This is a genomic window from Streptomyces sp. YJ-C3, assembly GCF_053891275.1.
In genome coordinates this window covers 59555-84638 of record NZ_CM132685.1, presented here as the reverse complement: position 1 = coordinate 84638, position 25084 = coordinate 59555, and the positions used below count along the sequence as shown (strand labels likewise).

General features: G+C 71.8%; 22 protein-coding genes. 7 read left to right on the top strand and 15 right to left on the bottom strand.

Annotated elements, in window-relative coordinates:
• Positions 1-61: 61 nt before the first annotated feature.
• Together ACVHNB_RS00405 and ACVHNB_RS00400 are read right to left on the bottom strand one after the other, a co-directional pair.
• Positions 62-1573, bottom strand: a complete 1512-nt coding sequence (locus ACVHNB_RS00405) for an FG-GAP repeat domain-containing protein (protein ID WP_456227166.1) — start codon at positions 1571-1573, stop codon at positions 62-64.
• An 87-nt stretch (positions 1574-1660) separates the two neighbouring features.
• The gene (locus tag ACVHNB_RS00400; RefSeq protein ID WP_456227165.1) at positions 1661-2608 is read right to left on the bottom strand and encodes a GDSL-type esterase/lipase family protein; all 948 of its coding nucleotides are present in this window, start codon (positions 2606-2608) and stop codon (positions 1661-1663) included.
• A 143-nt stretch (positions 2609-2751) separates the two neighbouring features.
• Here ACVHNB_RS00400 and ACVHNB_RS00395 point away from each other — a divergent pair, with 143 nt between their 5' ends.
• Entirely contained in the window at positions 2752-3249 is a 498-nt protein-coding gene (locus ACVHNB_RS00395) for an LURP-one-related/scramblase family protein (protein ID WP_428953502.1), read from the top strand.
• Positions 3250-3297: 48 nt separating this feature from the next.
• Here ACVHNB_RS00395 and ACVHNB_RS00390 read toward each other — a convergent pair whose 3' ends face one another.
• A complete protein-coding gene (locus ACVHNB_RS00390) occupies positions 3298-4098 on the bottom strand; it encodes a carbon-nitrogen family hydrolase (protein WP_428953503.1) in 801 nt (266 codons plus the stop codon).
• 168 nt (positions 4099-4266) lie between these two features.
• Between ACVHNB_RS00390 and ACVHNB_RS00385 the strand changes: the two genes are divergently transcribed.
• The gene (locus ACVHNB_RS00385) at positions 4267-5091 is read left to right on the top strand and encodes a maleylpyruvate isomerase family mycothiol-dependent enzyme (RefSeq protein ID WP_428953504.1); all 825 of its coding nucleotides are present in this window, start codon (positions 4267-4269) and stop codon (positions 5089-5091) included.
• A gap of 316 nt (positions 5092-5407) precedes the next feature.
• Here the strand turns inward: ACVHNB_RS00385 and ACVHNB_RS00380 are convergent, their stop codons facing one another.
• Positions 5408-6736 (bottom strand): MFS transporter, encoded by a 1329-nt coding sequence (locus ACVHNB_RS00380; protein ID WP_456227164.1) that lies wholly within the window; start codon positions 6734-6736, stop codon positions 5408-5410.
• Entirely contained in the window at positions 6733-7389 is a 657-nt protein-coding gene (locus ACVHNB_RS00375) for a GntR family transcriptional regulator (RefSeq protein WP_428953506.1), read from the bottom strand. Before ACVHNB_RS00375 ends, ACVHNB_RS00380 begins: the two co-directional genes overlap by 4 nt.
• 201 nt (positions 7390-7590) lie before the next feature.
• On the opposite strand from ACVHNB_RS00375, the gene ACVHNB_RS00370 reads away from it, so the two are divergent.
• Positions 7591-8448, top strand: a complete 858-nt coding sequence (locus ACVHNB_RS00370; RefSeq protein ID WP_428957606.1) for a D-alanyl-D-alanine carboxypeptidase family protein — start codon at positions 7591-7593, stop codon at positions 8446-8448.
• Positions 8449-8541: 93 nt separating this feature from the next.
• Here ACVHNB_RS00370 and ACVHNB_RS00365 read toward each other — a convergent pair whose 3' ends face one another.
• The 3 genes from ACVHNB_RS00365 to pdhA are packed head-to-tail and all read right to left on the bottom strand — an operon-like array spanning position 8542 to position 12091.
• Positions 8542-9888 carry a dihydrolipoamide acetyltransferase family protein gene (locus ACVHNB_RS00365; RefSeq protein WP_428953507.1) on the bottom strand — a complete coding sequence of 449 codons (1347 nt, stop codon included), beginning with the start codon at positions 9886-9888 and terminating at the stop codon, positions 8542-8544.
• Positions 9889-9902: 14 nt separating this feature from the next.
• On the bottom strand, positions 9903-10883 hold the full coding sequence (locus ACVHNB_RS00360; protein WP_428953508.1) for an alpha-ketoacid dehydrogenase subunit beta: 981 nt from the start codon (positions 10881-10883) through the stop codon (positions 9903-9905).
• A 5-nt stretch (positions 10884-10888) separates the two neighbouring features.
• Complete coding sequence (gene pdhA, locus ACVHNB_RS00355) at positions 10889-12091, bottom strand: pyruvate dehydrogenase (acetyl-transferring) E1 component subunit alpha (protein ID WP_428953509.1); 1203 nt, start codon at positions 12089-12091, stop codon at positions 10889-10891.
• A gap of 388 nt (positions 12092-12479) precedes the next feature.
• Here pdhA and ACVHNB_RS00350 point away from each other — a divergent pair, with 388 nt between their 5' ends.
• Positions 12480-13142, top strand: a complete 663-nt coding sequence (locus ACVHNB_RS00350) for a response regulator (protein WP_428953510.1) — start codon at positions 12480-12482, stop codon at positions 13140-13142.
• 98 nt (positions 13143-13240) lie between these two features.
• A complete protein-coding gene (locus ACVHNB_RS00345; protein ID WP_428953511.1) occupies positions 13241-13705 on the top strand; it encodes a pyridoxamine 5'-phosphate oxidase family protein in 465 nt (154 codons plus the stop codon).
• A gap of 12 nt (positions 13706-13717) precedes the next feature.
• Here ACVHNB_RS00345 and ACVHNB_RS00340 read toward each other — a convergent pair whose 3' ends face one another.
• Positions 13718-15292, bottom strand: coding sequence for a protein kinase domain-containing protein (locus ACVHNB_RS00340; protein WP_456227163.1), 1575 nt, complete (start codon positions 15290-15292; stop codon positions 13718-13720).
• 348 nt (positions 15293-15640) lie between these two features.
• Between ACVHNB_RS00340 and ACVHNB_RS00335 the strand changes: the two genes are divergently transcribed.
• Positions 15641-17290, top strand: coding sequence for a protein kinase domain-containing protein (locus tag ACVHNB_RS00335; RefSeq protein WP_428953513.1), 1650 nt, complete (start codon positions 15641-15643; stop codon positions 17288-17290).
• A gap of 77 nt (positions 17291-17367) precedes the next feature.
• Here the strand turns inward: ACVHNB_RS00335 and ACVHNB_RS00330 are convergent, their stop codons facing one another.
• Positions 17368-17907: a bacterial proteasome activator family protein gene (locus ACVHNB_RS00330; protein ID WP_428953514.1), complete on the bottom strand. Its 540-nt coding sequence runs from the start codon at positions 17905-17907 to the stop codon at positions 17368-17370.
• A gap of 164 nt (positions 17908-18071) precedes the next feature.
• On the opposite strand from ACVHNB_RS00330, the gene ACVHNB_RS00325 reads away from it, so the two are divergent.
• Complete coding sequence (locus ACVHNB_RS00325; protein ID WP_428953515.1) at positions 18072-18455, top strand: hypothetical protein; 384 nt, start codon at positions 18072-18074, stop codon at positions 18453-18455.
• A gap of 3 nt (positions 18456-18458) precedes the next feature.
• Here ACVHNB_RS00325 and ACVHNB_RS00320 read toward each other — a convergent pair whose 3' ends face one another.
• From ACVHNB_RS00320 to ACVHNB_RS00300, 5 genes are all read right to left on the bottom strand, one after another.
• Positions 18459-19439, bottom strand: a complete 981-nt coding sequence (locus ACVHNB_RS00320) for an NAD(P)H-quinone oxidoreductase (RefSeq protein ID WP_428953516.1) — start codon at positions 19437-19439, stop codon at positions 18459-18461.
• A 59-nt stretch (positions 19440-19498) separates the two neighbouring features.
• On the bottom strand, positions 19499-20596 hold the full coding sequence (locus ACVHNB_RS00315; protein ID WP_428953517.1) for a potassium channel family protein: 1098 nt from the start codon (positions 20594-20596) through the stop codon (positions 19499-19501).
• A complete protein-coding gene (locus ACVHNB_RS00310; protein WP_456227162.1) occupies positions 20593-22380 on the bottom strand; it encodes a molybdopterin molybdotransferase MoeA in 1788 nt (595 codons plus the stop codon). The genes ACVHNB_RS00315 and ACVHNB_RS00310 overlap by 4 nt, the downstream gene beginning before the upstream one ends.
• Positions 22377-23321: an NTP transferase domain-containing protein gene (locus tag ACVHNB_RS00305; protein WP_456227161.1), complete on the bottom strand. Its 945-nt coding sequence runs from the start codon at positions 23319-23321 to the stop codon at positions 22377-22379. Before ACVHNB_RS00305 ends, ACVHNB_RS00310 begins: the two co-directional genes overlap by 4 nt.
• Positions 23322-23488: 167 nt before the next feature.
• Entirely contained in the window at positions 23489-25078 is a 1590-nt protein-coding gene (locus ACVHNB_RS00300; protein WP_456227160.1) for a 2-oxo acid dehydrogenase subunit E2, read from the bottom strand.
• Positions 25079-25084 lie beyond the last annotated feature (6 nt).

Below are 25084 nucleotides of genomic sequence, written 5' to 3'. Positions count from 1 at the left end.
CGGTCGCACGGGCCGGACTGCGCGCCGGGTTACTGCATACGGGTCGCAACCCGGTCGGGCGCTAGCGGAGCGGGTTGCCCAGCAGCGCCTTGGTGACCGGGGCGGCCAGGTCGGTCGGGTTGAAGGCGGTCGAGCCGGTCGCGGTGATGCCGGTCCCGGTGCCGGGGAAGGCCCACACGGCGCCCTCGGACGCGTTCTCCCCGGTGGCGGAGACGGCCAGGTCGCGGTGGCCGTCGCCGTTCACGTCGAGCAGCCGGCAGCCGGAGCCGAACAGGTCACCGGACTCGGCGACGCCGGGCACGTCCGCCGAGTTCTGGTTGAGGACCTGCGAGCCGGTCCCGGTGACCCCGGAGTCGGTGCCGTGCAGCAGCGCGAACGATCCGGCGTCGGTCGTGCCGCTGAAGTCCTCGCCCGAGATGCCGAGCGCGACCTCGGCCTTGCCGTCGCCCGTGACATCGGCGACGGAGACGCAGGAGCCGAGGTGGTCGCCGTCCTCCTGGGCGCCGTAGAAGCCGGGCAGGCTCTGGTCGAACTCCTGGGTGCGGTCGCCCTTCAGGCCGTCCTTCGTGCCGAACGCGAGGGTGACCTTCTGCATCGTGTCGCCGATGTCGGAGTCCTCGGGGTCGGAGCCGACGACCAGGTCGTCGATGCCGTCGCCGTTCACGTCACCGGTGGCCAGCTCGCCCTGGGTCTCCGGGGCCCAGCCGCGCTTGAAGCCCGAGGCACTGCCGTACAGGACGGTGTTGTTCCACATGCCGTCGCCGTTGTAGGAGCGCAGGGCGAGGTCGTCGCGGCCGTCGCCGTTGAGGTCGCCGACCGCCTTGAAGACCACGGGGCCGGTGGTCGAGTCGGGGCCGTCGACGCAGCCGGACTGGTCGTCGACGCAGGTCGCGCCGTCCTGGCCGTAGCCCCACCACTCGGACTTGTCCATGAAGTTCAGCTTCTGGGCCGGGGCGCCGGCCCGGGAGACCGGTCCCTTCCACAGGGCGGCGCCCTCGTGCTCGGGGTCGTCGCCGTAGCTGCCCATCGCGGCGAGCAGCGCCAGGTCGGCCTTGCCGTCGCCGTCGAAGTCGCCGATCTGGGGCGACTTCCCGTACGTGGCGATGTTCGTGCCGCCGGTCAGTCCGGAGGGCGAGCCCCACAGGATGACGGCGCCCGTCGTCGCCTTGGCGCTGCCTATGACGAGGTCGCTGTAGCCGTCACCGTCGAGGTCCCCCTTGGTGACGTAGGTGCCGAAGCCCTCCTTGGCGGCGGCCGAGCCGGGCACGCCGCTGGTCGAGCGGCTGATGAGCTTCTTGTTCGTCGCGCTCAGGCCGGTCGGCGAGCCGTACGTGACGGCGACGTAGCCGGCCTGCGACGCGCCGGAGACGGTTCCCCCGGCCGCTCCGGTGACGAGGTCGGCGTAACCGTCCCCGTCGAAGTCGTCGGCCGCGTCGGCCTTGCCCTTGGTCGCGGCCTGCGCCTGCGCGGGGGCGAGCGAGACGGCGGTGGCGCCGGCGGCGACCAGGGCCGCGGCGATCAGAGGTGCGGTGAGACGGCTCCTGCGGGCGGCGGAGCTTCGTGCGCGAGACATGGGGTGTTCCTTCGGTCGTAAGGTCACGTCCACCTCTTAGGACACCCACATATCAGTGATGGTTGCACGTATCACTGAACTCTCTTGTCACTCAAGCGTGTTGAGGACGCTCCGTGCCTGGTGGTCGGCGCCGAGCCGGTTCGGGTGCAGCGGCACGGCGAGGCCCGGCGGGTCGGTGGTCAGCGGCACGAAGCCCTCGACCCATTTGGTTCCCGGCGCCTGGCACACGTCGTGTCCGACGCTGCCGCGGTAGGTGTCGACGAAGCGGGCGCCCGCCCGCGCGGCGGCCCGCTCCAGCATCGCGTTCAGCTCCTTGAGCTTCGCGCCGAGCCACATGAGGTCGCCGTCGTGCGCCTGGACGTAGGGGTAGCAGCCGCGGTCGACGGGGACTCCCGCGAGGTAGTCGACGACGAGCACGGTCGCGCCCGGGGCGGCGGCCGCCCGCACGGCCTCGACGGCGCGGACGAGCTTCGGCTCGGCGTCCTCGATCCGCCGCGTCATCAGATCGCGCCCGTCGGGGCCCACCCAGCCGGACCGGCAGTTCCCGCCGAGCGGCGCGGGCAGCTTCGGGCCGGACAGCGGCGTGAGGTCCGGCAGCAGACTGAAGCAGCCGAGGGCGGCGCTCGCGAGGCCGATGTCGTTGCCGCCGAAGCCGAAGGTGACCAGGTCGGTGGTCTTCGAGACCCGGTCGAGCTGCGGCTGGTTGACCCCGTCGAGCAGACCGGGCACGTACGTCACGTCCTGCGCGGCCCGCAGGTGGTCCGAGGTCGCGGCGCCGCACGTGGCGTCCTTGAAGGCCGGCACCTTCAGGGCGGCGGCGACCTGGCGCGGATAGTTCCACGCCGACTGGGCGCAGCCGCTGGGTACCTGGTCGGTGCGGATGCCGACCGGGGTGACGTCGGCGCTCCACGAGTCGCCGAGCGCGACGTACTCGTGGTAGCGCGGGACGGGGTCGCGGGGCGCGGCGGTCGCGGGGTGGGCGAGCAGCAGGGGCAGGGCCGCGAGGGCTGCGGCGAGCAGTCGGCGTGGCTTCACGGGGTGTGACCTCCGGGCACGGTGCGTGACGGTTCACCGCATCCACTCACCCGGCAGGACGTGTGCGCACCGACTTCGGGCCGTTTTCACCCGGCTGGAGCGAAGGAGGGTCCGCCCGGCGGCTCGGGGGCACTCTTCGACGTATGCGCTACGAAGTTCGAGAACGACTCTTCGCCGTGGGCGAGGACTACTGGATCGAGGACGAGAACGGCCACAAGGCGTTCCTCGTCGACGGCAAGGCGATGCGGCTGCGGGACACCTTCGAGCTGAAGGGGCCCGACGGCCGCGTCCTCATCGACATCCACGAGAAGATGTTCGCGCTGCGCGACACGATGGTGATCGAGCGCGGCGACGAGCAGCTCGCCAAGATCAAGCGCAAGCGCCTGTCGCTGCTGCGCAACCACTACCGCGTGGAGCTGGTCGACGGCACCGAACTGGACGTCAGCGGAAAGATCCTGGACCGCGAGTTCGCCGTCGAGTACGACGGCGAACTCCTCGCCGAGATCTCCCGCCGCTGGCTGCGCGTGCGCGAGACGTACGGCGTGAACGTGGTCCGCGAGGACGCCGATCCGGCCCTGCTGATCGCCGTCGCGGTCTGCGTCATCCATCTCGCGGAGAAGGAACGGGGGGTCGTGGACTAGGCCCTGTGGGCCTCGGGCCCGAGGCCCCCGGGTGACCGCCCCGGCAGCTCAGCGCCGGGGCGGTGCGTCCACTCCCAGCATCCGGTCCTTCAGCGCCGGGAACTGCTCCCGGGTGGCGGCGACCCTCGCCGGGTCGAACTCCACCCGCAGCACCTCTTCCCCGGACCCCGCCTCGGCGAGCACCTCGCCCCACGGGTCGACCACGATGCTGTGCCCCGCCTGCGGCACTCCGGCGTGCGTCCCGGCGGTCGCGCAGGCCAGCACGTACGCCTGGTTCTCCACGGCCCGGGCCTGCGCGAGCAGCGTCCAGTGGGAGCGGCGCCGCTCGGGCCAGCCGGCCGAGACGACCAGGGTCTCGGCGCCCCGGTCGACGAGGCCCCGGTACAGCTCGGGGAAGCGCAGGTCGTAGCAGGTGCTGACGCCGAGCACCGTCTCCGGCAGCCGCAGCGTCACCAGTTCCTCGCCCGCGCTCATCAGCACGGCCTCGCCCTTGTCGAAGCCGAAGCGGTGGATCTTGCGGTAGGCGGCGGCGAGTTCGCCGTCGGGGGAGAAGAGGAGCGAGGTGTTGCAGAGGGGGCCGTCCGGGTCCCGCTCGGGGATCGACCCGGCGTGCAGCCACACACCCGCGTCGCTCGCCGCCTTGGCCATCGCCTCGAAGGTCGGACCCTCCAGCGGCTCGGCCTCGTCGGCGAACAGTTCGTACGCGAAAGCGCCGGTCGTCCACAGCTCGGGCAGCACGACGAGATCGGCGGAACCGGCTTGATCACGTACCAGTGAACTGACGCGCTCACGCCGCGTGTTGACCGATTCGTCCTCGTTTACAGCGATCTGGATGAGGGAGGCGCGCACACTACCACCGTCCTGGCATTCGAGCCGTCAACACGGGCCTACGATCGTCACACGAAAGCACTGCCGGGGTGCCTACGGGCAGCGTAACTTAGCGTCCCAAGACACCCACCGCCCGCGCCCGCCGTCTACTTAAACGCCCGCGTACAACCGCTCGAGGGGTCCCCTTCCGTGAGTCTCCACCCCAGCCTTCAGTCCTACGCCGACGCCTGGACCCACTCCGTGGAAGCGATATCCGAGCTGGTCACGCCGCTCGTGGAGGGTGAGTGGAACCGCGCGACGCCCTGCCCCGGCTGGTCCGTGCGCGACATCGTCAGCCATGTCATCGGCCAGGACTGCGAGATGCTCGGCGACCCGCGTCCCATCCACACGCTGCCGCGCGACCTTTACCACGTCCAGACCGAGGCGCAGCGCTACCAGGAGATCCAGGTCGACGTCCGCCGCCACCACACGGCGCCGGAGATGGTCTCCGAGCTGGAGTACACGATCATCCGGCGCTCGCGTCAGCTGCGGAACGAGAGCCGCGAGCCGTCGACCATGGTGCGCGGCCCGCGCGCCGTCGAGGAGACCCTCGAATTCGCCATGCGCAGGCGGGCGTTCGACATCTGGGTGCACGAGCAGGACCTGCGCTGGTCCCTCGGCAGGCCGGGCAACCTCGACTCCCCGGGCGCCCTCGTCACACGCGACCTGCTGCTCGCGGCCCTGCCCAAGATCGTCGCGAAGGACGCGGGCGCTCCCGCGAACTCGGCGGTCGTCATCGATGTGCACGGCCCCGTCGAGTTCCTGCGCACGGTCCGCGTCGACGCGGACGGCAAGGGCACGATCGACGGCTCGCCCTCCCTCGGCCCGGCGGCGACGCTGGCCATGGACTGGGAGACGTACGTACGTCTGTCCTGCGGCCGCATCACCCCGGAATCGGCGGCGGACCGCGTCAAGACGGAGGGCGACACCGACCTGGCCACGACCATCATCGCGGCCCTCGCCATCACCCCGTAACCCCTCCCAGCACCCGCCCCGCCGCCGCCTCGGGCACCCCGCCGCCCAGCAAACCCACCGCCGCCTCGGGCAATCTGCCGCCAGGCAAACCAGCCCGCCCCGCCGCCGCCCCCGCCTTGGGCAATCTGCCGCCTGGGGCGGCAGGGTGGGCAAGGCGGCCCCCCAGCGCCGGTCAGGCACCACGAGGGGCGGTCACCAGAACCCGGCTAGGCGGTCCCCAGCGCCGAGCAGGCATCAAAGAGGGCCGCCACCCCAGCCCGGCAAAACAGCCCCGGCACCGGACGCGCACCAAGAGAAGCGGCCACCCCGGCACGGCTCAAGCAGGCACGTGCACGGAAGTGACCCGGGAAGCGACCAGCCGCTCCCGCTCGGCCCGAGCCGCCCGCTTCCGCAACCGCAGAATCTGACTCACCCCGAGCGCCTGCAGCACGAACACCGCCGAGAACGCCACCCGGTAGTCGTCCCCGGTCGCATCGAGCAGCACCCCCACCGCCAGCAGCGTCGTCATCGAGGCGACGAACCCGCCCATGTTCACGATCCCCGACCCGGTCCCCTGCCGCTCCGGCGGATTCGCCGGCCGCGCGAAGTCGAACCCGATCATCGACGCGGGCCCGCACGCCCCGAGCACCACGCACATCACCACGAGCAGCCACATCGGCGCCCGCCCCGGCCAGACGATCGGCGCCGCCCACAGCAGGGCCGTCACCCCGACCGTGCCGAGCGCCAACGGCAGCCGCGCCGCGTGGTGCCGGGCCACGATCTGCCCGTACACCAGGCCCACCACCATGTTGGCCAGCACCACGAGGGTCAGCAGTTCACCCGCGGTCCCCCGCGACAGGCCCTGCGCCTCGACGAGGAACGGCAGCCCCCACAGCAGCAGGAACACCATCGCCGGGAACTGCGTCGTGAAGTGCACCCACAGCCCGAGCCGCGTCCCCGGCTCCCGCCAGGCCGCCGCGATCTGCCCGCGCACATAGGCGGCACCCTTGTGCGTGGCGGGCATCGGCGCCGGCTCGAACCCCTCGGGGTGGTCCTTCAGGAACAGCAGCATCAGGACGAGGACGACGACGCCCGCGAGCGCGCTGCCGGCGAACGCGGCCTCCCAGCCGATCCCGTGCAGCAGCCGCGCGATGACCAGCGTCGAGATGAGGTTGCCCGCCATGCCGACGAGCCCGGCGAGCTGCGCGACCAGCGGCCCGCGCCGCGCCGGGAACCAGCGGGTGCCCAGCCGCAGCACGCTGATGAAGGTCATGGCGTCACCGCAGCCGAGCAGCGCGCGCGAGACCAGCGCCATCCCGTACGACGACGAGAACGCGAAGCCCAGCTGTCCGACGGTGAACAGGACCACGCCGAACGTCAGCACCTTCTTCGTGCCGAGCCGGTCGACCATCAGGCCGACGGGTATCTGCATGCCCGCGTACACGAGCAGCTGGAGGATCGAGAACGTCGACAGCGCGGACGCGTTGATGTGGAACCGCTCGACGGCGTCGAGCCCCGCCACACCCAGCGACGTACGGAAGATGACGGCGACGAAGTAGACGGAGACGCCGATGCCCCACACGGCGATCGCCCGACGGCCGCCGGGCGGATCGCCGGGCAGAGACATCGCACCGGACCCGGAGGCACCGGAGGACACGGAGCTCATCGCACGTCACCCCGCGCCAGGTTCTGGAACCAGCCCACGTGCCGCCGCACGACGGCGACGGCGGCCGTCTCGTCCCCGGCGCGCAGCGCGTCGAGGAGCTCGCCGTGCTCGGCGAGGGTCTTGGCGATGCGGTCCGGGTGGGAATGCATCACGGCGACGCCCATCCTCAACTGCCGGTCGCGCAGCTGGTCGTAGAGGCGGGACAGGATCTCGTTGCCGCCGCTGCGGACGATCTCCGCGTGGAAGCAGCGGTCGGTGGCGGCGGCCTCCACGAACAGTCCGGCGGCGGCCTGGGTGCGCTGCTGGTCCAGCAGTTCCTCCAGGCGCTCCAAGAGGCGCGGCTGCGCCGGGACGGCCTTGCGCACCGCGTGCTCCTCGACGAGCAGCCGGGTCTCCACGACGTCCGCGATCTCCTGCGCCGAGACGGGCAGCACCAGGGCGCCCTTCTTCGGGTAGAGCCGCAGCAGCCCCTCGACCTCCAGCTTGAGCAGCGCCTCGCGCACCGGGGTGCGGGACACCCCGACGGCCTCGGCGAGCTCGCCCTCGGTGAGCAACGTCCCACCCTCGTAGCGGCGTTCGAGCACACCGCGCTTCACATGGTCGTAGACACGGTCGGCGGCGGGAGGACGTTTTTCGGTGACGGTCGCGGGCATGCGCACATCATAGATACAACACGTACGCAAGCCGGACCGCGTCCACCATGCGGGACGCGCGCTGCCACCTGTGCGCAACTTTTGCGCCACCGCCGTGCAACCCCCCGCCCGTTTCAGGTGTCTCAGTAGTGCGCGTCCCGCCCAAAGGGCGGCGCATTAGGGGCACTTGGAGCGTTCAACTTGAATAAGCGCATAACGGGCATCGCCGTTCTCGTCGCGGGAACCGTGCTCACCAGCGGAGCCCTGACCACCTCCGCACAGGCCGCCACGGCGCCGGCCAAGCCCACGATCGCCGCCGCCGGCGGCTATGTGATGAACAACGGCACCGGCACGAGCCTGTTCACCAAAGCCGCGGACACCCGCAGATCCACCGGATCCACCACCAAGATCATGACCGCCAAGGTGGTGCTGGCCCAGTCGAACCTCAACCTGGATTCGAAGGTCACGATCCAGAAGGCGTACAGCGACTACATCGTCAAGAACAACGCCTCGTCGGCCCGCCTGATCGTCGGCGACAAGGTGACCGTCCGCCAGCTCCTGTACGGCCTGATGCTGCCGTCGGGCTGCGACGCCGCGTACGCGCTCGCGGACAAGTTCGGCTCGGGCTCGACCCGCGACGCCCGCGTGAAGTCCTTCATCGGCAAGATGAACAAGGCCGCCACGTCCCTGGGTCTGAAGAACACCCACTTCGACTCGTTCGACGGCATCGGCAAGGGCAAGAACTACTCGACGCCGCGCGACCTCACCAAGATCGCGTCGTCGGCGATGAAGAACTCCACGTTCCGTTCGGTCGTGAAGACGAAGTCCACGAAGCAGAAGGTCACGACGAAGTCCGGCGGCTACCGCTACATGTCGTGGTCCAACACCAACACCCTGCTGGGCTCGTACTCCGGCGCCATCGGCGTGAAGACCGGCTCCGGCCCCGAGGCCGGCTACTGCCTGGTCTTCGCGGCGACCCGCAGCGGCAAGACCGTCATCGGCACGGTCCTGAAGTCGACGTCGGTCAGCGCCCGCACGTCGGACGCCAAGAAGCTCATGGACTACGGCTTCAAGAAGTGACCTTCGGGGGGCGCCCGGAACGGGGCGCCCCCTCAGAGGCGCGGAGAGCTGCGCGGCCGGCCACGGCCGGCCGCGCAGTCGGCCACGAGACGATCAGCTCCAGGTGATGAGCCGCTTCGGCCGCTCCAGCACCGCCGCCACGTCCGCCAGCACCTTGGAGCCCAGCTCCCCGTCCACCAGGCGGTGGTCGAAGGACAGGGCCAGCGTCGTCACCTGACGCGGCTTCACCTTGCCCTTGTGGACCCAGGGCTGGAGCTTGATGGCCCCGACGGCGAGGATCGCCGACTCACCCGGGTTCAGGATGGGCGTACCGGTGTCGACGCCGAAGACGCCGACGTTCGTGATGGTGACCGTGCCGCCCTGCATCGCGGCCGGGGACGTTCTGCCCTCGCGCGCCGTGGACACCAACTCGCCCAGCGCGGACGCCAGTTCGGGCAGCGTCTTGGCGTGCGCGTCCTTGATGTTCGGCACGATCAGCCCGCGGGGCGTGGCCGCGGCGATGCCCAGGTTCACGTAGTGCTTCTGGACGATCTCCTGGTTGGCTTCGTCCCAGGACGCGCTGATCTCCGGATTGCGCTTGATCGCGACGAGCAGCGCCTTGGAGATGAGCAGCAGCGGATTGACCCGCAGCCCCTGCATGTCCTTGTCGGCCTTGAGCTCCTCGACGAGCTTCATCGTCCGCGTCACGTCGACCGTCACGAACTCGGTGACGTGCGGCGCCGTGAACGCCGAGCCGATCATCGCCTGGGCCGTCGCCTTGCGGACGCCCTTCACCGGGATCCGGGTCTCGCGGACGCCGTCGTACGACGCCGCGGCCGCCACCGGCGCGGGGGCCGCGGGCACCGGCGCCGGGGCCTGTGCCGGGACCTCGGGGGCCGGCGCGGGCGCCACCGCCGCGTGCACGTCCTCACGCGTGATGATCCCGTCGGGGCTCGACGGGATCACGGTGGCGAGGTCGACCCCGAGGTCCTTGGCGAGCTTGCGCACCGGCGGCTTGGCCAGCGGACGCTCCACCGCGGGCGCGGCCGTGCCGTTGGCCGGGGTGTCGGCGCCCTTGCGGGCCCGCCGCTTGGTCGACGACTCGGCGACGCCGTAGCCGACGAGCACCGGCTGACGCCCCTGCGGCTCGGCGGCCTCGGTCTCGGGTGCGGCCTCGGGTGCGGCCTCGGCCACGGGCTCCGGCTCGGGCGCGGGCGCGTCCCCCGCCACCTCCACCGAGATGATCACCTGGCCGACGTCGACGGTCGTGCCCTCGGGGAACAGCAGCTCCTTGACCACACCGTCGTACGGGATCGGCAGCTCGACGGCCGCCTTCGCCGTCTCCACCTCGCACACGACCTGCCCGTCCTCGACGGCGTCGCCGGGCTGCACGTACCACTTGAGGATCTCGGCCTCGGTCAGGCCCTCGCCCACGTCGGGCATCTTGAATTCGCGCGCCATGACTCCCAGCCCTCTCAGTACGCCAGCGAGCGGTCGACGGCGTCGAGCACCCGGTCCAGGCCCGGCAGGTACTCCTCTTCCAGACGCGCCGGCGGATACGGCGCGTGATAGCCGCCGACCCGCAGCACGGGCGCCTCCAGGTGGTAGAAGCACCGCTCGGTGATCCGCGCCGCGATCTCCGCGCCGGAGCCGAGGAAGACCGGGGCCTCGTGCGCGACGACCAGGTGCCGGGTCTTCTCCACCGACCGCTGCACCGCGTCGAAGTCGATCGGCGAGATCGAGCGCAGGTCGAGTACCTCCAGCGACTTGCCCTCCTCCTGCGCGGCCGCGGCCGCCTCCAGGCAGACCTTCACCATCGGCCCGTACGCGACGAGCGTCAGGTCGGTGCCCTCACGCGCCACGACGGCCTTGTGCAGGTCGCCGGGGACGGCCTCGGTGTCGACCTCGCCCTTGTCCCAGTAGCGCCGCTTCGGCTCGAAGAAGATCACCGGGTCGTCGCTCTGGATGGCCTGCTGGAGCATCCAGTACGCGTCCGAGGAGTTCGACGGGGAGACCACCTTCAGACCCGGCACGTGCGCGAACAGCGCCTCCGGCGACTCCGAGTGGTGCTCGACCGCGCCGATGCCGCCGCCGTACGGGATCCGGATGACGACCGGCGTCTTGACCTTGCCCAGCGCACGGGCGTGCATCTTCGCGAGCTGCGTGACGATCTGGTCGTACGCGGGGAAGACGAAGCCGTCGAACTGGATCTCCACGACCGGCCGGTAACCGCGCAGCGCCAGGCCGATCGCGGTGCCGACGATGCCGGACTCGGCGAGCGGGGTGTCGACGACCCGGTCCTCGCCGAAGTCCTTCTGCAGCCCGTCGGTGACCCGGAAGACGCCGCCGAGCTTGCCGACGTCCTCGCCCATGACGAGGACCTTCGGGTCGTTGTCCAGCGCGGTGCGCAACGACTCGTTGATCGCCTTGGCGATCGGAAGCTTCTGTACCGCCATGACCGTCAGACCTCCCCGTCCGCGAACGACGCCTGGTAGGCGACGAACTGCGCGCGCTCCTCGTCGACGAGCGCATGCCCGTCCGCGTACACGTTCTCGAAGATCGCCAGGTGTCCCGGGTCCGGCATGGCCCGCACGACCTCGCGCACCCGCTTGCCGAGCGCCTCGCTCTCCGCGTCGAGCTCCGCGAAGAACGCCTCGCCGGTGTCGGTCTGCGACTCCAGGTACGTGCGCAGGCGCAGGATCGGGTCCTTCGCCTCCCAGGCGACACGCTCCTCGTCGGCCCGGTACTTCGACGGGTCGTCGGAGGTGGTGTGGGCGCCCATCCGGTACGTGAACGCCTCGACCAGGGTCGGGCCCTCGCCACTGCGCGCCCGGTCCAGCGCCCACCGGGTCACGGCGAGGCAGGCGAGCACGTCGTTGCCGTCCACCCGCACGCCCGGGAAGCCGAAGCCCTGCGCACGCTGGTACAGCGGCACCCGCATCTGGCGCTCGGTGGGCTCGGAGATCGCCCACTGGTTGTTCTGGCAGAAGAACACCACCGGGGCGTTGTAGACCGCCCCGAAGTTGAAGGACTCCAGGACGTCGCCCTGGCTGGAGGCACCGTCACCGAAGTACGCGATCACCGCGCTGTCCGCGCCGTCCTTGGCCACGCCCATCGCGTAACCGGTGGCGTGCAGCGTCTGCGAGCCGATGACGATCGTGTACAGGTGGAAGTTGTTGCTGTTCGGGTCCCAGCCGCCGTGGTTCACACCGCGGAACATGCCGAGCAGATTCGTCGGGTCGACCCCGCGGCACCAGGCGACGCCGTGCTCGCGGTAGGTCGGGAAGACGTAGTCGTCCTCGCGGGTGGCCCGCCCGGAGCCGATCTGGGCCGCCTCCTGGCCGAGCAGCGACGCCCACAGGCCCAGCTCGCCCTGGCGCTGCAGGGCGGTGGCCTCGGCGTCGAAGCGGCGGGTGAGGACCATGTCGCGGTACAGGCCGCGCAGCTCGTCGTCGGTGATCGCGTCGACGTAGGCGTCGTAGACCGCGGTCTCCTTGGACCTGACCCGCTTGCCCTCGGGCGTCAGCAGCTGCACCAGCTCGGGCCGGCCGGCCGCGGCGGGCCTGCCGGGGGACTTCTTCGCAGACTTCTTCGTGGCGGCCCGCTTGCGCGGCGACTGTGCCTTCTGCGCGGCGGCAGTGCTGTCAGCACTGTCTACGGTCACGTGTGCTCCTCCGTCGGTCCGGCCCCCGGGATTGCCGGATGGCCAGTCGGCTCGGCTCGCCTGACCCGTCCACGCACGGGGTGGGTGCGGGGGAGCCGGGTTCAGGCGTGACTAGAAAGAACGAAAACCTGTGCTCCGGCAAGCACCCTTCACCCAGCACGTTACCCAGTGGGTCACACATCTGCGAAACCCCATCTGACCTGCGATTTTGCTTGGATTTCCAAGTAGTTCGTTGATTGGATTTCCTAGTAGTCGCACGAAGGACGGAGCGCCGCAGGTCACAGCCGTGCGACTGATCACTGGTCACAGCCTGGCAGGGGGCCGGAACACCGGCACGTTATCCCGGTCACCTAGGGCGCGGGAAGAGCCGGTGTGTGAGACTGAATCCGTGCGCGAAGACGGAAAAATTACGGTATTTCTCCTCGACGACCATGAAGTGGTGCGCCGCGGGGTCCACGAGCTGCTCTCGATGGAGGACGACATCGAGGTGGTCGGCGAGGCCGGTACGGCGGCCGACGCCCTGGTCCGCATCCCCGCGACCAGGCCCGATGTCGCCGTGCTCGACGTGCGCCTGCCGGACGGCAGCGGCGTCGAGGTCTGCCGCGAGATCCGCTCCCAGGACGAGTCGATCAAGTGCCTCATGCTGACCTCGTTCGCGGACGACGAGGCGCTCTTCGACGCGATCATGGCCGGCGCCTCCGGCTATGTACTGAAGGCGATCCGCGGCAATGAGCTGCTCACGGCCGTACGGGACGTGGCCGCGGGCAAGTCGCTGCTGGACCCCGTGGCCACCGCCCGGGTCCTGGAGCGGCTGCGCGACGGCGGCCGCAGCAAGGAGGACGACCGGCTCTCCGGCCTGACCGAGCAGGAGCGCAAGATCCTCGACCTGATCGGCGAGGGCCTGACCAACCGCGTGATCGGCGAGCGCCTCCATCTCGCCGAGAAGACGATCAAGAACTACGTCTCCAGCCTGCTGTCCAAGCTCGGCATGGAGCGCCGCTCGCAGGCAGCCGCCTACGTGGCGCGCATGCAGGCCGAGAAGCAGCACTGACGGTTCACCCGGGTGCCCGCCGACACGGGACCTACGTCCCCCGTGCTGGGGGCGGGATCCCCTTTCCCGGCACCCTGTCGGCATCGGAGAGTGGTGACATGCCCTCCGAGATGCAGCCGCAGGACCAAGAGCGCGGCTTCGAGCTGCTCGCCCGTGTGAACTACGGCCGGGTCGCGACGAGCATGCGCGCTCTGCCCTTCCTCGCCTCCGCCCGCCACGTCGTGGCGAACGGACGGCTCCTGCTGCGTCTGCACCGTGGCTACGGCTACCACCTGGCCTGCGTCGGCAGCGTGGTCGCGTACGGGGCGGACAACCTGGGCAACCCGGCCGCCGGGCCCACCACCGGGGACGACGGCCAGTGGTCGGTGCAGTGCGTCGGCACCTGCGAGCAGGTCGAGCCGACCACCGCCGAACTGGAACTTTTCGGGCCCACCCCGCATTTCGCGGACGACGAGCTCTTCGACCCGGTGTACCTGCGTGTGGACCCGCAGTTCGTGACCGTGCACGAACTGCGGGGCGGATCGGCGCAGCGGGCGCCGCGGGACCGGGTGCGGCGCGGCTAGGGCCTGTCCGGCTCAGCCGCCGTTGGCTCCGCCGTCGGTGGCGGGCTGACCGGTGTTGCCGCCGACGGGGCTCCCCGTCGGGCCCGTCGGGTCCCCGGTGGGCTCGTCCGTCGGGTCGTCGGTCGGCTCGTCCGTCGGGTCGTCCGTGGGCTCGTCCGTCGGGTCGTCCGTGGGCTCGTCCGTCGCCGACTGCGACGGCGTCTCGTTGCCCGTGCTGGGCGTGTACGACGGGGTGTACTGGCTCTGCCCGCCCGTGCCCTCGCCCGGATCCTGCGTCTCGCCCTCGGTCGCGGTGTCTTCCGACGACTCGCTCGGCTCGTCCGTCTTCTCGGACTGGCTGGCGGACGGCGACTTCTTCGTGCCGCCCCCGCCACCGCCGCCGTTGTCGCTCAGGTTGAGGGCCAGGGCGACGCCCGCCGCGATCGCGATGACCGCGAGCACGGCGAAGACCCACATCTTGCCGCGGCCGCCGCCGCGGTTCCCGTGGCCGTCGAAGCCGCCGTCGTCGCCGCCCGGCGGGCGCAGCATCGGCTGCGCGGCCGTGCCGTGGTCCCCGGGGTGCGGCAGCGCCGCGGTGCCGGCCATGCCCATCGCCGGGGTGCTGCCGCCCTCGTGCATGTCGACGGGGCCGGTGTTCCACGTGCCGGTGTGGCCGCCCTGCTCGTACAGCATCTGCAGGCCGTACTGGACGAGGCCGCGCATCTCCTCGGCCGTCTGGAACCGGTCGTCCGGGTCCTTGGCGAGCGAGCGCATGACGAGGCCGTCCAGCTCCGGCGGCGTCGCGTCCGAGACCTCGGACGGCGGCACCGGAACGTCCTGGACGTGCTGGTACACGACGGACAGCGGCGTCTCACCGGTGAACGGGGGCCGCAGCGCGAGGAGTTCGTAGAGCAGGCAGCCGGTCGCGTACAGGTCGGAGCGGTGGTCGACGGCCTTGCCGAGGGCCTGCTCCGGCGACAGGTACTGGGGTGTGCCCATGACCATGCCGGTCTGCGTCATCGTGGACTGCGCGCCGTGCAGGGCGCGGGCGATGCCGAAGTCCATCACCTTCACCGCGCCGGTGTTGGTGATGATGACGTTCGCGGGCTTGATGTCACGGTGCACGATGCCGTGCTGGTGCGAGTACGCGAGCGCTTCCAGGACGCCGGAGACGATGATCAGGGCCTGCTCGGGGCCCGGCGCCTCGGCGTTGATGAGGAGGTCGCGGATGGTGCGGCCCTCGACGAGCTCCATGACGATGTACGGAACGGTGGAGCCGTTCACGTAGTCCTCGCCCGAGTCGTAGACCGCGACGACCGCGTGGTGGTTCAGGCCGGCGACCGACTGTGCCTCGCGTGTGAAGCGGGCCTTGGAGACCGGGTCCTCTGCGAGGTCGGAGCGGAGCAGCTTGACGGCGACGGTGCGCCCGAGACGTACGTCCTCGGCCGCGAACACCTCGGCCATGCCGCCCCGGCCGAGTCTGTGCGTCAGCCGGTACCGGCCGTCTCCGACGAGCCCGCCGTTACCCCACATCTCCGGCGCATCTGACATACCGCCGCCAGTCGCCTCGGGGTCGGACGGGCCCTGAGCGCGCTGCTGCTGTGCCATCAGTCCTCGCCGTCGTTTCTGTCCGTGCTGCCGGATTCCTGCATCGGAGTACGCGCGGTTGTGAATTACGGTCTCCGTCGGGCCACGCTACAGGCTTCCGAGGCGGCTCCGTTCCGAGATGGACCGGACATCAAACCCGTTGCCGTGCACGCCTTGCAAATCGTGCGCGCAATTTCTGCACCGGGTTCATGACCGTTTCCTGTAACGCTTGCGCGACGCTTCTTGCCCGTACGGTCACGGATCGGGCATCGAACTTGACGTCCGGGTGCCCTCGGGCAGACTTGGCCGGGAATAGCTGAATTCGATCACCGGCCGCGCCGACGCGGGGCGCTATGGGGGACGTAGAAGATGAGCCAAGACGGCGGCGCCGGGGGCCGGTACGCGGGACGTGCCGTGGCGGGCGGACGGTATCAACTGCGCGACCTGCTCGGTCAGGGCGGCATGGCCTCCGTGCACCTCGCGCACGACACCCGGCTGGACCGCGCCGTCGCCATCAAGACTTTGCACACGGAACTCGGGCGGGAAGACGCCTTCCGCCAGCGGTTCCAGCGCGAGGCGATGTCGGTGGCCAAGCTCACGCACACGAACATCGTCTCGGTCTTCGACTCCGGTGAGGACGAGCTCGACGGGACCATCACCCCGTACATCGTCATGGAGTACGTGGAGGGCCAGCCGCTCGGCTCCGTGCTCGACGAGGACGTGCGGACCCACGGCGCCATGCCGGTCGACAAGGCCCTGAAGATCACGGCCGATGTGCTCGCGGCGCTGGAGATCAGCCACGAGATGGGCCTGGTGCACCGTGACATCAAGCCGGGCAACGTGATGATGACGAAGCGGAACGTCGTCAAGGTCATGGACTTCGGCATCGCCCGCGCCATGCAGTCCGGCGTCACGTCGATGACGCAGACCGGCATGGTCGTCGGCACCCCGCAGTACCTGTCGCCCGAGCAGGCGCTCGGCCGCGGCGTGGACGCCCGCTCCGACCTCTACTCGGTCGGCATCATGCTCTTCCAACTGGTCACCGGGCGGCTGCCGTTCGAAGCGGACTCACCGCTGGCCATAGCGTATGCGCACGTCCAGGAGGAGCCGGTGGCTCCGTCCTCGATCAACCGCTCGCTGCCGCCGGCCGTCGACGCACTCGTCGCCCGCGCGCTGAAGAAGAACCCGAACGAGCGCTTCCCGAGCGCGGAGTCGATGCGCGACGAGTGCCTGCGGGTGGCCCAGTCGCTCGCCGGTTCGGCCTCCGTCGCGCCGAGCATCGTGCCGGGTGCGCAGACGTCGAGCGGCGCGGGCGTGGGCTCCGCCGTCTTCCCGCCGATCGACCAGAGCGGGGCGCCGGCGCCGGGCCCGGTCCAGACGCCGTACCAGCCGACTCCCCCGCCGAACCCGTACGGGACCCCGGCCCCGCAGTCGCAGGCCGGGTACGGCTACCCGCAGCAGAACATGCAGGGCGGCTACCAGACGCCGCCGCCCGCGTCCCCGTACGCACAGCAGGCCCAGCAGACCCCGCCGCCGTACAACCTGTCCCCGCAGACCACGAGCGTGCAGGGCTCGGGCGGCGGCAACCGCAACAAGGCGGTGATCATCGGCTCGATCGTCGTCGCGCTCGTCGCCATCGGCGGCCTGGTCACGGCCCTGACGCTGAACGGCAAGGGCGATGACAAGGGCGGCGGCACGGACAAGCCGTCCACCTCCGCGGTCGCCGGGCACAAGGGCCCCGACCTGACGAAGACCATCGAGACGGACCAGTGCACGGAGCCGTACCAGGGCTCCGACGACGAGGAGAAGATCAAGGTCCCGGACTTCTACCTGAAGAACATCAACTCGGTGAAGGCCTGCTTCCGGGCCGCCGGGTGGATCGCCACGGAGGTCTCCGTCGACGAGAACACGTACGGCGAGGGCTCGGTGATGAACCAGAGTCCCGCCGCGGGCACCGAGATCGACCCGGACAACGTGAAGATCCAGCTCCAGGTGTCCACGGGCAATCCGGCCAGCTGACCGGCCCCGCCGCCACGCACGAGAAGGGCCCGGCCCGCGCTGCTCGCGCGGGCCGGGCCCTTCTCGTGCGTCCGTCCCTACAGGTACGGGCCGCCCGAGCGGCCGACGGTCCGCGGGTCCTCCTCGTCCTCGCCGCCGCCGACGCCCGGCGGCAGCGCGCGGCGCATCTGCTCCAGCTGGGCGCGCGCCGCCATCTGCTGGGCGAACAGCGTCGTCTGGATCCCGTGGAAGAGCCCCTCCAGCCAGCCCACCAACTGGGCCTGCGCGATGCGCAGTTCGGCGTCGGTCGGCGTCGCGTCGTCCGTGAAGGGCAGGGAGAGCCGCTCCAGTTCCTCGACGAGTTCGGGCGCGAGCCCGTCCTCGAGCTCCTTGACCGAGCTGGCGTGGATCTCCTTGAGCCGCTGCCGGCTCGCCTCGTCCAGGGGCGCCACGCGCACTTCTTCCAGCAGCTGCTTGATCATGCTGCCGATACGCATCACCTTGGCGGGCTGTTCCACCATCTCCGTCACCGGGACCTCGCGGGATTCGTCGTCTCCGCCGCCCAGGGCCATTCCGTCCTGGCCCACGACCAAGATCTGCGGGTTCTCCGGCGACCGTTCGTTCCTCGGCATCTCCATGCCGCCATTCTCTCGTACCGGGCTGTCACACCTCGGTGGTGCCCCCGTTGCGGGCTGATCCACCGTGTTGGCGGGCCCGAAATCCGGCGTGCCCGTTTTATTGGCCTATGTGAGGCTTATCGCAGGCATCGGGTGGAAGCGGAAGCAGCGGGAAGGGGACGGGCATGCGACGGCTTCGGTGGGCGGCCGGGCTTCTGGTGAGCGTGCTCCCGCTCGTGCTGCTCGTCCTGCTCGCCCCGGCCCCGCCGGGGTACGCCGCCGAGCCCTCGCCGCACGGCTCGCTCGCCGGCAGCCGGGCGGGCGTGGGCCGGACACCGCCGGGACGGCCGCTGCCCGTCCCGACCTTCAGCGAGGCGCCCCTGCCGCCCCCGCAGGCCGAGCCGTCCGCCTCCACGGCTCCGCCGCCGCGCCCCGAGCGGCCCCCCACCGCGCGGCAGACCGTGATCGCGCGCGGGACGGTGACCTTCGTGAACGTGCTGCCGCTGGGGGCGGGGCTGCTGCTGACCGGGCTCGGCATCGGCTTCCTGGCGCTGCGGCTGCGCCGCTGACTCCTACGGACGGGTGAGCAGCACCTTGCCGATGTGGCCGCTCTCCTCCAGGACCCGGTGCCCCTGCGCGGCGTCGCTCATCGGCAGCTCCTGGTCCACGATCGGCCGCACGTGCCCGCCCTCGATCAGCGGCCACACGTGCTCGCGCACCGCGGCGACGACCGCCGCCTTCTCCGCGAGCGGGCGGGCCCGCAGCGTGGTGGCGGTGATGGCGCCGCGCTTGCCGAGCAGCGTGGCGATGTTCAGCTCGCCCTTGATGCCGCCCTGCATGCCGATGATGGCCAGGCGGCCGTTCGTGGCGAGGGCGTCGACGTTGCGGTTCAGGTACTTGGCGCCCATGTTGTCGAGGATGACGTCGGCGCCGGCCCCGTCCGTGGCCGACCTGATCTCCTCGACGAAGTCCTGCTCGCGGTAGTTGATCAGGATGTCCGCGCCCAGCTCGGCGCAGAAGTCGAGCTTCTCCTTGGTGCCCGCGGTGACGGCGACCTTGGCGCCGACGGCCTTCGCGAGCTGGATCGCCATGGTGCCGATGCCGCTGGAGCCGCCGTGCACGAGGAACGTCTCGCCCGGACGCAGATGGGCGATCATGAAGACGTTCGACCAGACGGTGCAGGTCACCTCGGGCAGCGCGGCGGCCCGGGCCAGGTCGATGCCCTGCGGGACCGGCAGCAGCTGCCCGGCCGGGACGGCCACCTTCTCGGCGTACCCGCCGCCGACGAGCAGCGCGCACACCTCGTCGCCCACGGACCAGCCGGCCACACCGGGGCCCAGCTCGACGATCCGGCCCGCGCACTCCAGGCCGGGGTAGGGGGAGCTGCCGGGCGGCGGGCTGTAGAAGCCCTGGCGCTGGAGCAGATCGGCACGGTTGACGGCGCTGGAGACCACCTCGACCAGGACCTCGCCCTCGCCGGGTACGGGGTCGGGGACCTCCGTCCAGACGAGCGCCTCGGGTCCACCGGGTTCCGGGATCGTGATCGCATACATGGCCGCGAGGCTACTCCGCCGGCCCCGGCGGACCAGGGTGCGGATCACCGGCCGCGGGCTCAGTCCATCGGCAGCGGCTTCGAGTCCGGGGCGACCCGCGTCGTCGACGTGACCCGCACGATGGTGATGAGCCGGTCCGTCAGCTGGAGCGTGCCGATGGCCCGGTCGTCGTAGCCGAGCACCCGGTGTCCGCGCACGACGCTGACGACCAGGTCCTCCGTCTCCTTCGGCTTCAGGCCGACCTCGGCCTTTATCACCGGCCGCTCGACCAGGTCGAGGCCGCTGCCCTTCTGGATGAGGTCCTCCATCACCATGCCCGCGTGCGGGCTGAGCACCGACAGGCCGAGCAGGCGGCCCGCCGCGCTGGCGCTGGTGATCACGGCGTCGGCGCCGGACTGCCGCAGCAGCGGCGCGTTCTCCTCCTCGCGCACCGCGGCCACGATCTTCGCGCTGCGGTTCAACTGCCGTGCGGTGAGCGTCACCAGGACCGCCGTGTCGTCCCGCTGGGTGGCGATGATGATCTTGCGGGCGCGCTGCACCTCGGCGCGCGAGAGGACGTCGCTACGGGTCGCGTCGCCCATCACGCCCGCGTAGCCGAGGCTGTTGGCCGCCTCGATGACCTTGTTGCTGGGGTCGACCACCACGACCTGCTCGGGCTTCAGACCGGTCGCGCAGACGGTCTCCACCGCGCTACGGCCCTTGGTCCCGAAGCCGATGACGACAGTGTGGTCACGCAAGTTGGACCTCCAGCGGTTCAGGCGCCATTCCTCCCGGGTCCGTTCGGTGAGGACTTCGAGCGTGGTGCCGACCAGGATGATCAGGAAGAGCACACGCAGCGGCGTGATGACGAAGATATTGGTGAGCCGCGCCCCGTCGCTGACCGGCGTGATGTCGCCGTATCCCGTGGTGGAGAGGGTGACGGTCGCGTAGTAGAAGGCGTCGAGGAGATCGACGCTGCCGTCGGAGTTGTCGTTGTAGCCGGCCCGGTCGAACCACACGAGGAGCGCGGTCACGACGAGCACGGCGAGGGCCATCAGGACCCGGCGGGCGACCTGGCGCAGCGGACGCTCGACGATCTGCCGGGGCAGCTTCACCCGGTAGGTCGTCGTCTTCTCGTCCGCGTGGCGCGCCATGGCGTCATGGCCGGCCAGTTTCACGTGAAACACCCTTCGTCGCCCGGGGAGTTGCCCGGTGCGTTGCGCATGAGGTTCTGTGCCATGACGTTCCGCGTCGTGTCGTTCTGCGTCGTGCCGTGATGCGCCACGCCGTTCTGTGTCATGTCGTGCTGCGTCGTGCCGTGCCACGTCGCGTCGTGCTGCGTCGTGTGCCCCATGGTGTCGTGCGGGTCCTGAGCCGTGCGGTCCGGGGGTGCCTGGCCGGCGGTGGGGTTCCTGGCTGCGCTTCCCGCCGCCTTCGCCGGGGAGTTGAGGACGCCGAGCGATCCGCCGGTCGCCGGGCCCCAGGACCAGGGCAGATCGAGGATCTCGACCTCCTGCCCCTCCCGGGCGCCACCGGGCGGCACGACCGCGAGCCCGTCGGCGGCGGCGATCCCGCGCAGCATGGCCGGGCCGTTGTAGTGCAGCGGCACCGCCCAGTCGTGCCCGCTGCCGCTGTCCTCGCGCAGCACGACGGGGACGAGCCGGGTGTCGTGCGGGTGGCCGTGCACGGGGCTGTGCAGGGGGGCGCCGTACGGCTCCTCGTCCCCGGCCCGGCCCGAGAGCGCCCGCAGCAGCGGCTCGGCGAGCGTGAGCAGCCCGGAGACGGCGGCGAGCGGATTGCCGGGCAGCCCGACGAGGTGCTGTCCGTCGTGGAGACGGGCGAGCAGCATCGGGTGGCCGGGACGCACCTTGACCCCGTCCACGAGCAGCTCGGCGTCGAGGGCGCGCAGCGTGGGATGGACGTGGTCGACGGGGCCCGACGCGGTGCCGCCGGTGGTCACGACGAGGTCGGCCTTCGACGCGCGGACGGCCTTGAGCAGCGCCTTCGCGTCGTCACCGATCCTGCGTACGGCGGTCACCTCGACGCCCAGCGCGCGCAACCAGTGCGGCAGCATCGGGCCGAGCGCGTCGCGGATGAGGCCGTCGCGGGGGAGGCCCGAGGTCAGCAACTCGTCGCCCAGGACGAGCACTTCGGCCCGCGGCCTGGGCACGACGACCAGCTCGTCGTAGCCGGCGGCGGCCGCGAGACCGAGGACGGCCGGGGTGACCAGGCCGCCCGCGGGCAGCAGCAGGTCGCCGCTGCGGCACTCCTGACCGCGCGGCCGGATGTCCTGGCCGTGCGCGACGTCGCGCAGCGGGTGCAGGCGGCCCTTGTCGTCGAGGTGCCCGTGCTCACTGCGGATCACGGCGGTGGCGTCGGCGGGGACGCGCGCGCCGGTCGCGATCGTCGCGGCCTCGCCGTCGGCCAGCGGGGCGGACAGCGCGTGCCCCGCGAGGATCCCCTCGTCCCGTACGTCCCAGGGGCCCGGTCCGGCCACGACCCAGCCGTCCATCGCGGACGTGTCGAAGGAGGGCAGGTCGGTCAGGGCGGTCAGGGGCGCGGCGAGGACGAGGCCGAGAGCCCGGTCCAGCGGGACGCGGGCGGCGCCGCCGGGTGGCGGGGCGGGCTGCGTCACACCGGTCAGCAGGCCTTCGGGAAACGGAAGTTGCGCATCCGTGGCGGGCGCGGGGCCCTCGCCGCCGCGGGCCCGGTGCCGCGCGGCGCGGCGGCCGGCCTCGTGCGCGATGCGCCGGGCCTCGGGCCAGGCCGTCGCCCGGTGGTGCTCAGCAGGCGGGGCCGCGGGCCGGGACGCGGGGGTCTGCTGCGTGCCGGGGGCGGGGGCGGGGGCGCCGCCGCGGCCGGCCGGGGGGCCGCCCCGGTTGTCGTTGGCCAGGGCGAGCGCCTCGTCGACGTCGCCGTCCATGGAGTCGGCCGGGGCCGCCCGCCCGTCGGGGCCGCTCATTGCGCGTCTCGTCCCGCGTCCGGCGCGGCGTCACCCGGCTTCGTCGCGGACTCGGCCTCCTGCGCCCACCTGTCGGCCAGCGCGGCGGCCTTCGCGGCGGCGGCGGCGACCGCTTCGGGGCCGCCGCCCGCCTGCGCCGCCGCGTAGCCGACGAGGAACGTCGTCAGGGGTGCCGCGGGGCGGGCGACCCCGTGCGCGGCGTCGCGGGCGAGGTCGAGCAGGACGCCGGTGTCGACGTCCAGGTCGAGGCCCAGTTCGTCCTTGGCTGCGGAGATCCATTCATCCAACACGTGACCATGCTCCCTGATACGTGACCGGGCGGCGGCGATGTCGTCCCAGGTGTCGCAGTCGAAGGACGCGACGGGGTCGGTGATGCGGGCGAGCTCCAGATTCCGGACCAGCAGCCGCAGCGGCAGACCGGTGAGCGCCCCGTGCTCGGTGCGCAGGGCGGCCAGGACCCGGCGCAGGGCGGCCGCCCGGTACATGGCGACGAGCGGCTGGTCGCGTCCGTCGGCGTCCGTGAGCAGCACGCCGTCGGTGTCCCGCGCGGCGAGCGCGTCGCGCAGCAGGTGGACGGTGCGCTCCCCCAGGAACGGCAGATCGGCGGAGAGCACGACGACGCTCTCCGCTCCCGGGCCGAGGGCCCCGACTCCCGCGTCCAGCGCGGCGAGCGGTCCGCCGCCCGGCGGCTCCTCGCGCGCCCAGGAGACCGGGCGCGCGGTCGGGCGCGGCCCGGCGACCACGACGGTGGCGCGGGCCCCGGCACAGGCCGTGAGCACCCGGTCGAGCAGCGCGCGGCCACCGATCCGCACCCCGGGCTTGTCCGCACCGCCGAGCCGCCGCGCGGCGCCTCCTGCGAGGACGACGGCGTCGTACGCGTCGCCGTGCACCGGGTCGTCGCGCGCGGGGTCGGCGGGGTGGGGCCCGGGGGCTTCGGTCATCCCCCGAGTATGGGCGCAGGGGCGATCATTGCCACCCCCGCGGCGCGGGGCCGGGGGTGGCGGATCCTGTGAGCAGAGCGTGCACGACGACGGGACGGCCTGTCAGGGCGCGCCCTGTGGCCGATCGGGCCCGACCTGTGGCCGGTCAAGACCCGCCCTGTGGCCGGTCAGAGCGTGCGCAACAGCACCGCCGGCCGCTCCACGCAGTCCGCGACGTAACGCAGGAAGCCGCCCGCCGTGCCGCCGTCGCACACCCGGTGGTCGAAGGTGAGCGACAGCTGGACCACCTGACGGACCGCCAGCTCCCCGTCGTGCACCCATGGCTTGGGAGTGATCCGGCCGACGCCGAGCATGGCCGCCTCGGGGTGATTGATGATCGGCGTGGATCCGTCGACCCCGAACACCCCGTAGTTGTTCAACGTGAAGGTGCCGCCCGTGAGTTCCCCGGGCGTCAGCGTGCCGGTCCGTGCCGCCTCGGTGAGCCGCGCGAACTCGGCGCTCAGCGACTCGGCCCCGCGCGCGTGGGCGTCGCGGACGACCGGCACGACGAGGCCGCGCTCGGTCTGCGCGGCGAAGCCCAGGTGCACCTCGTCGAACCGCACGATCTCGCGGCGCTCCACGTCCACCGTGGCGTTGAGCTCCGGGTAGCGGGCGAGGGCCGCCGTGCAGATGCGGGCGAGCAGCGCCAGGACGGAGATCTTCGGCCCGGCGGACGGACCGGTGGCGGAATTCATCGCCACGCGCGCGTGCATGAGTTCCGTGGCGTCGGCGTCCACCCAGCAGGTCGCGTCGGGAATCTCGCGACGGCTGCGGGAGAGCTTGTCGGCGACGGCGCCGCGGATACCGCGCAGAGGGGTCCGGTGCCCCTGCGGCGCGGAGGCGGGGGCCGCGGCCGGGGCGGCTGCGACGGGGGCCGGGGGCAGGGCCGTCGCGGCGGACGCTTCGGCACGGGCCTTCATGGCACGCTCCACGTCCGAGCGCAGGATGAGCCCGTCGGGGCCCGACCCGGTCAACTCCCGCAGGTCGAGGCCGGATTCACGGGCCAGCTTGCGCACGAGCGGGGAGATGACGGCGACGGGGCCGTCGGGGCGCACCGGCTCGGGTGCCGCGGGCGCCGGACGCGCGGGGGACGGGCGGGACGGTGAGGGGCGCAGGGAGGACCGGTCCGCGGGTGACGGCTGCGTGCGCGACGGGGCCGGGGGTGACGGCTGCGTGCGCGACGAGGCCGGGGACGGCGCGCCGGTCGACGCCGAACCCACAGGTGCGGGACGCGCGGGCGACACCTGCCCGGCGCCACCAAAATCCCCGGCGGAGCCGGTCCGTACGCGCCTGCGCCGAGCCGGCGGGGCCGCGGTCCCGTATCCCACCAGCACGTTCCCCGAGCCCTCGGACTCGGTGACGGGCTTCGTGCCGGACTCCGTGCCTGCCCCCGTGTCGGACCTCGTGCCTGACCCCGTGTCGGACCCAGTGCCGGACTCCTTGGGCGCGGCGCCGTCCGCCGGGGGCTCCGTGGCCCCGACCGCCACGGTCAACAGGGGCGCGCCGACCGGCAGTTCCGACCCCTCGTCTCCGAAGCGGGCCGTGACCACACCACCGTAGGGACACGGCACCTCGACCATCGCCTTGGCGGTCTCCACCTCGACGACCGGCTGGTCGACGGCGACCACGTCACCGACCGACACCAGCCACCGCACGATCTCCGCCTCGGTGAGCCCCTCCCCGAGGTCGGGCAGCTTGAACTCCAGAACCTGCGCCATCAGCCC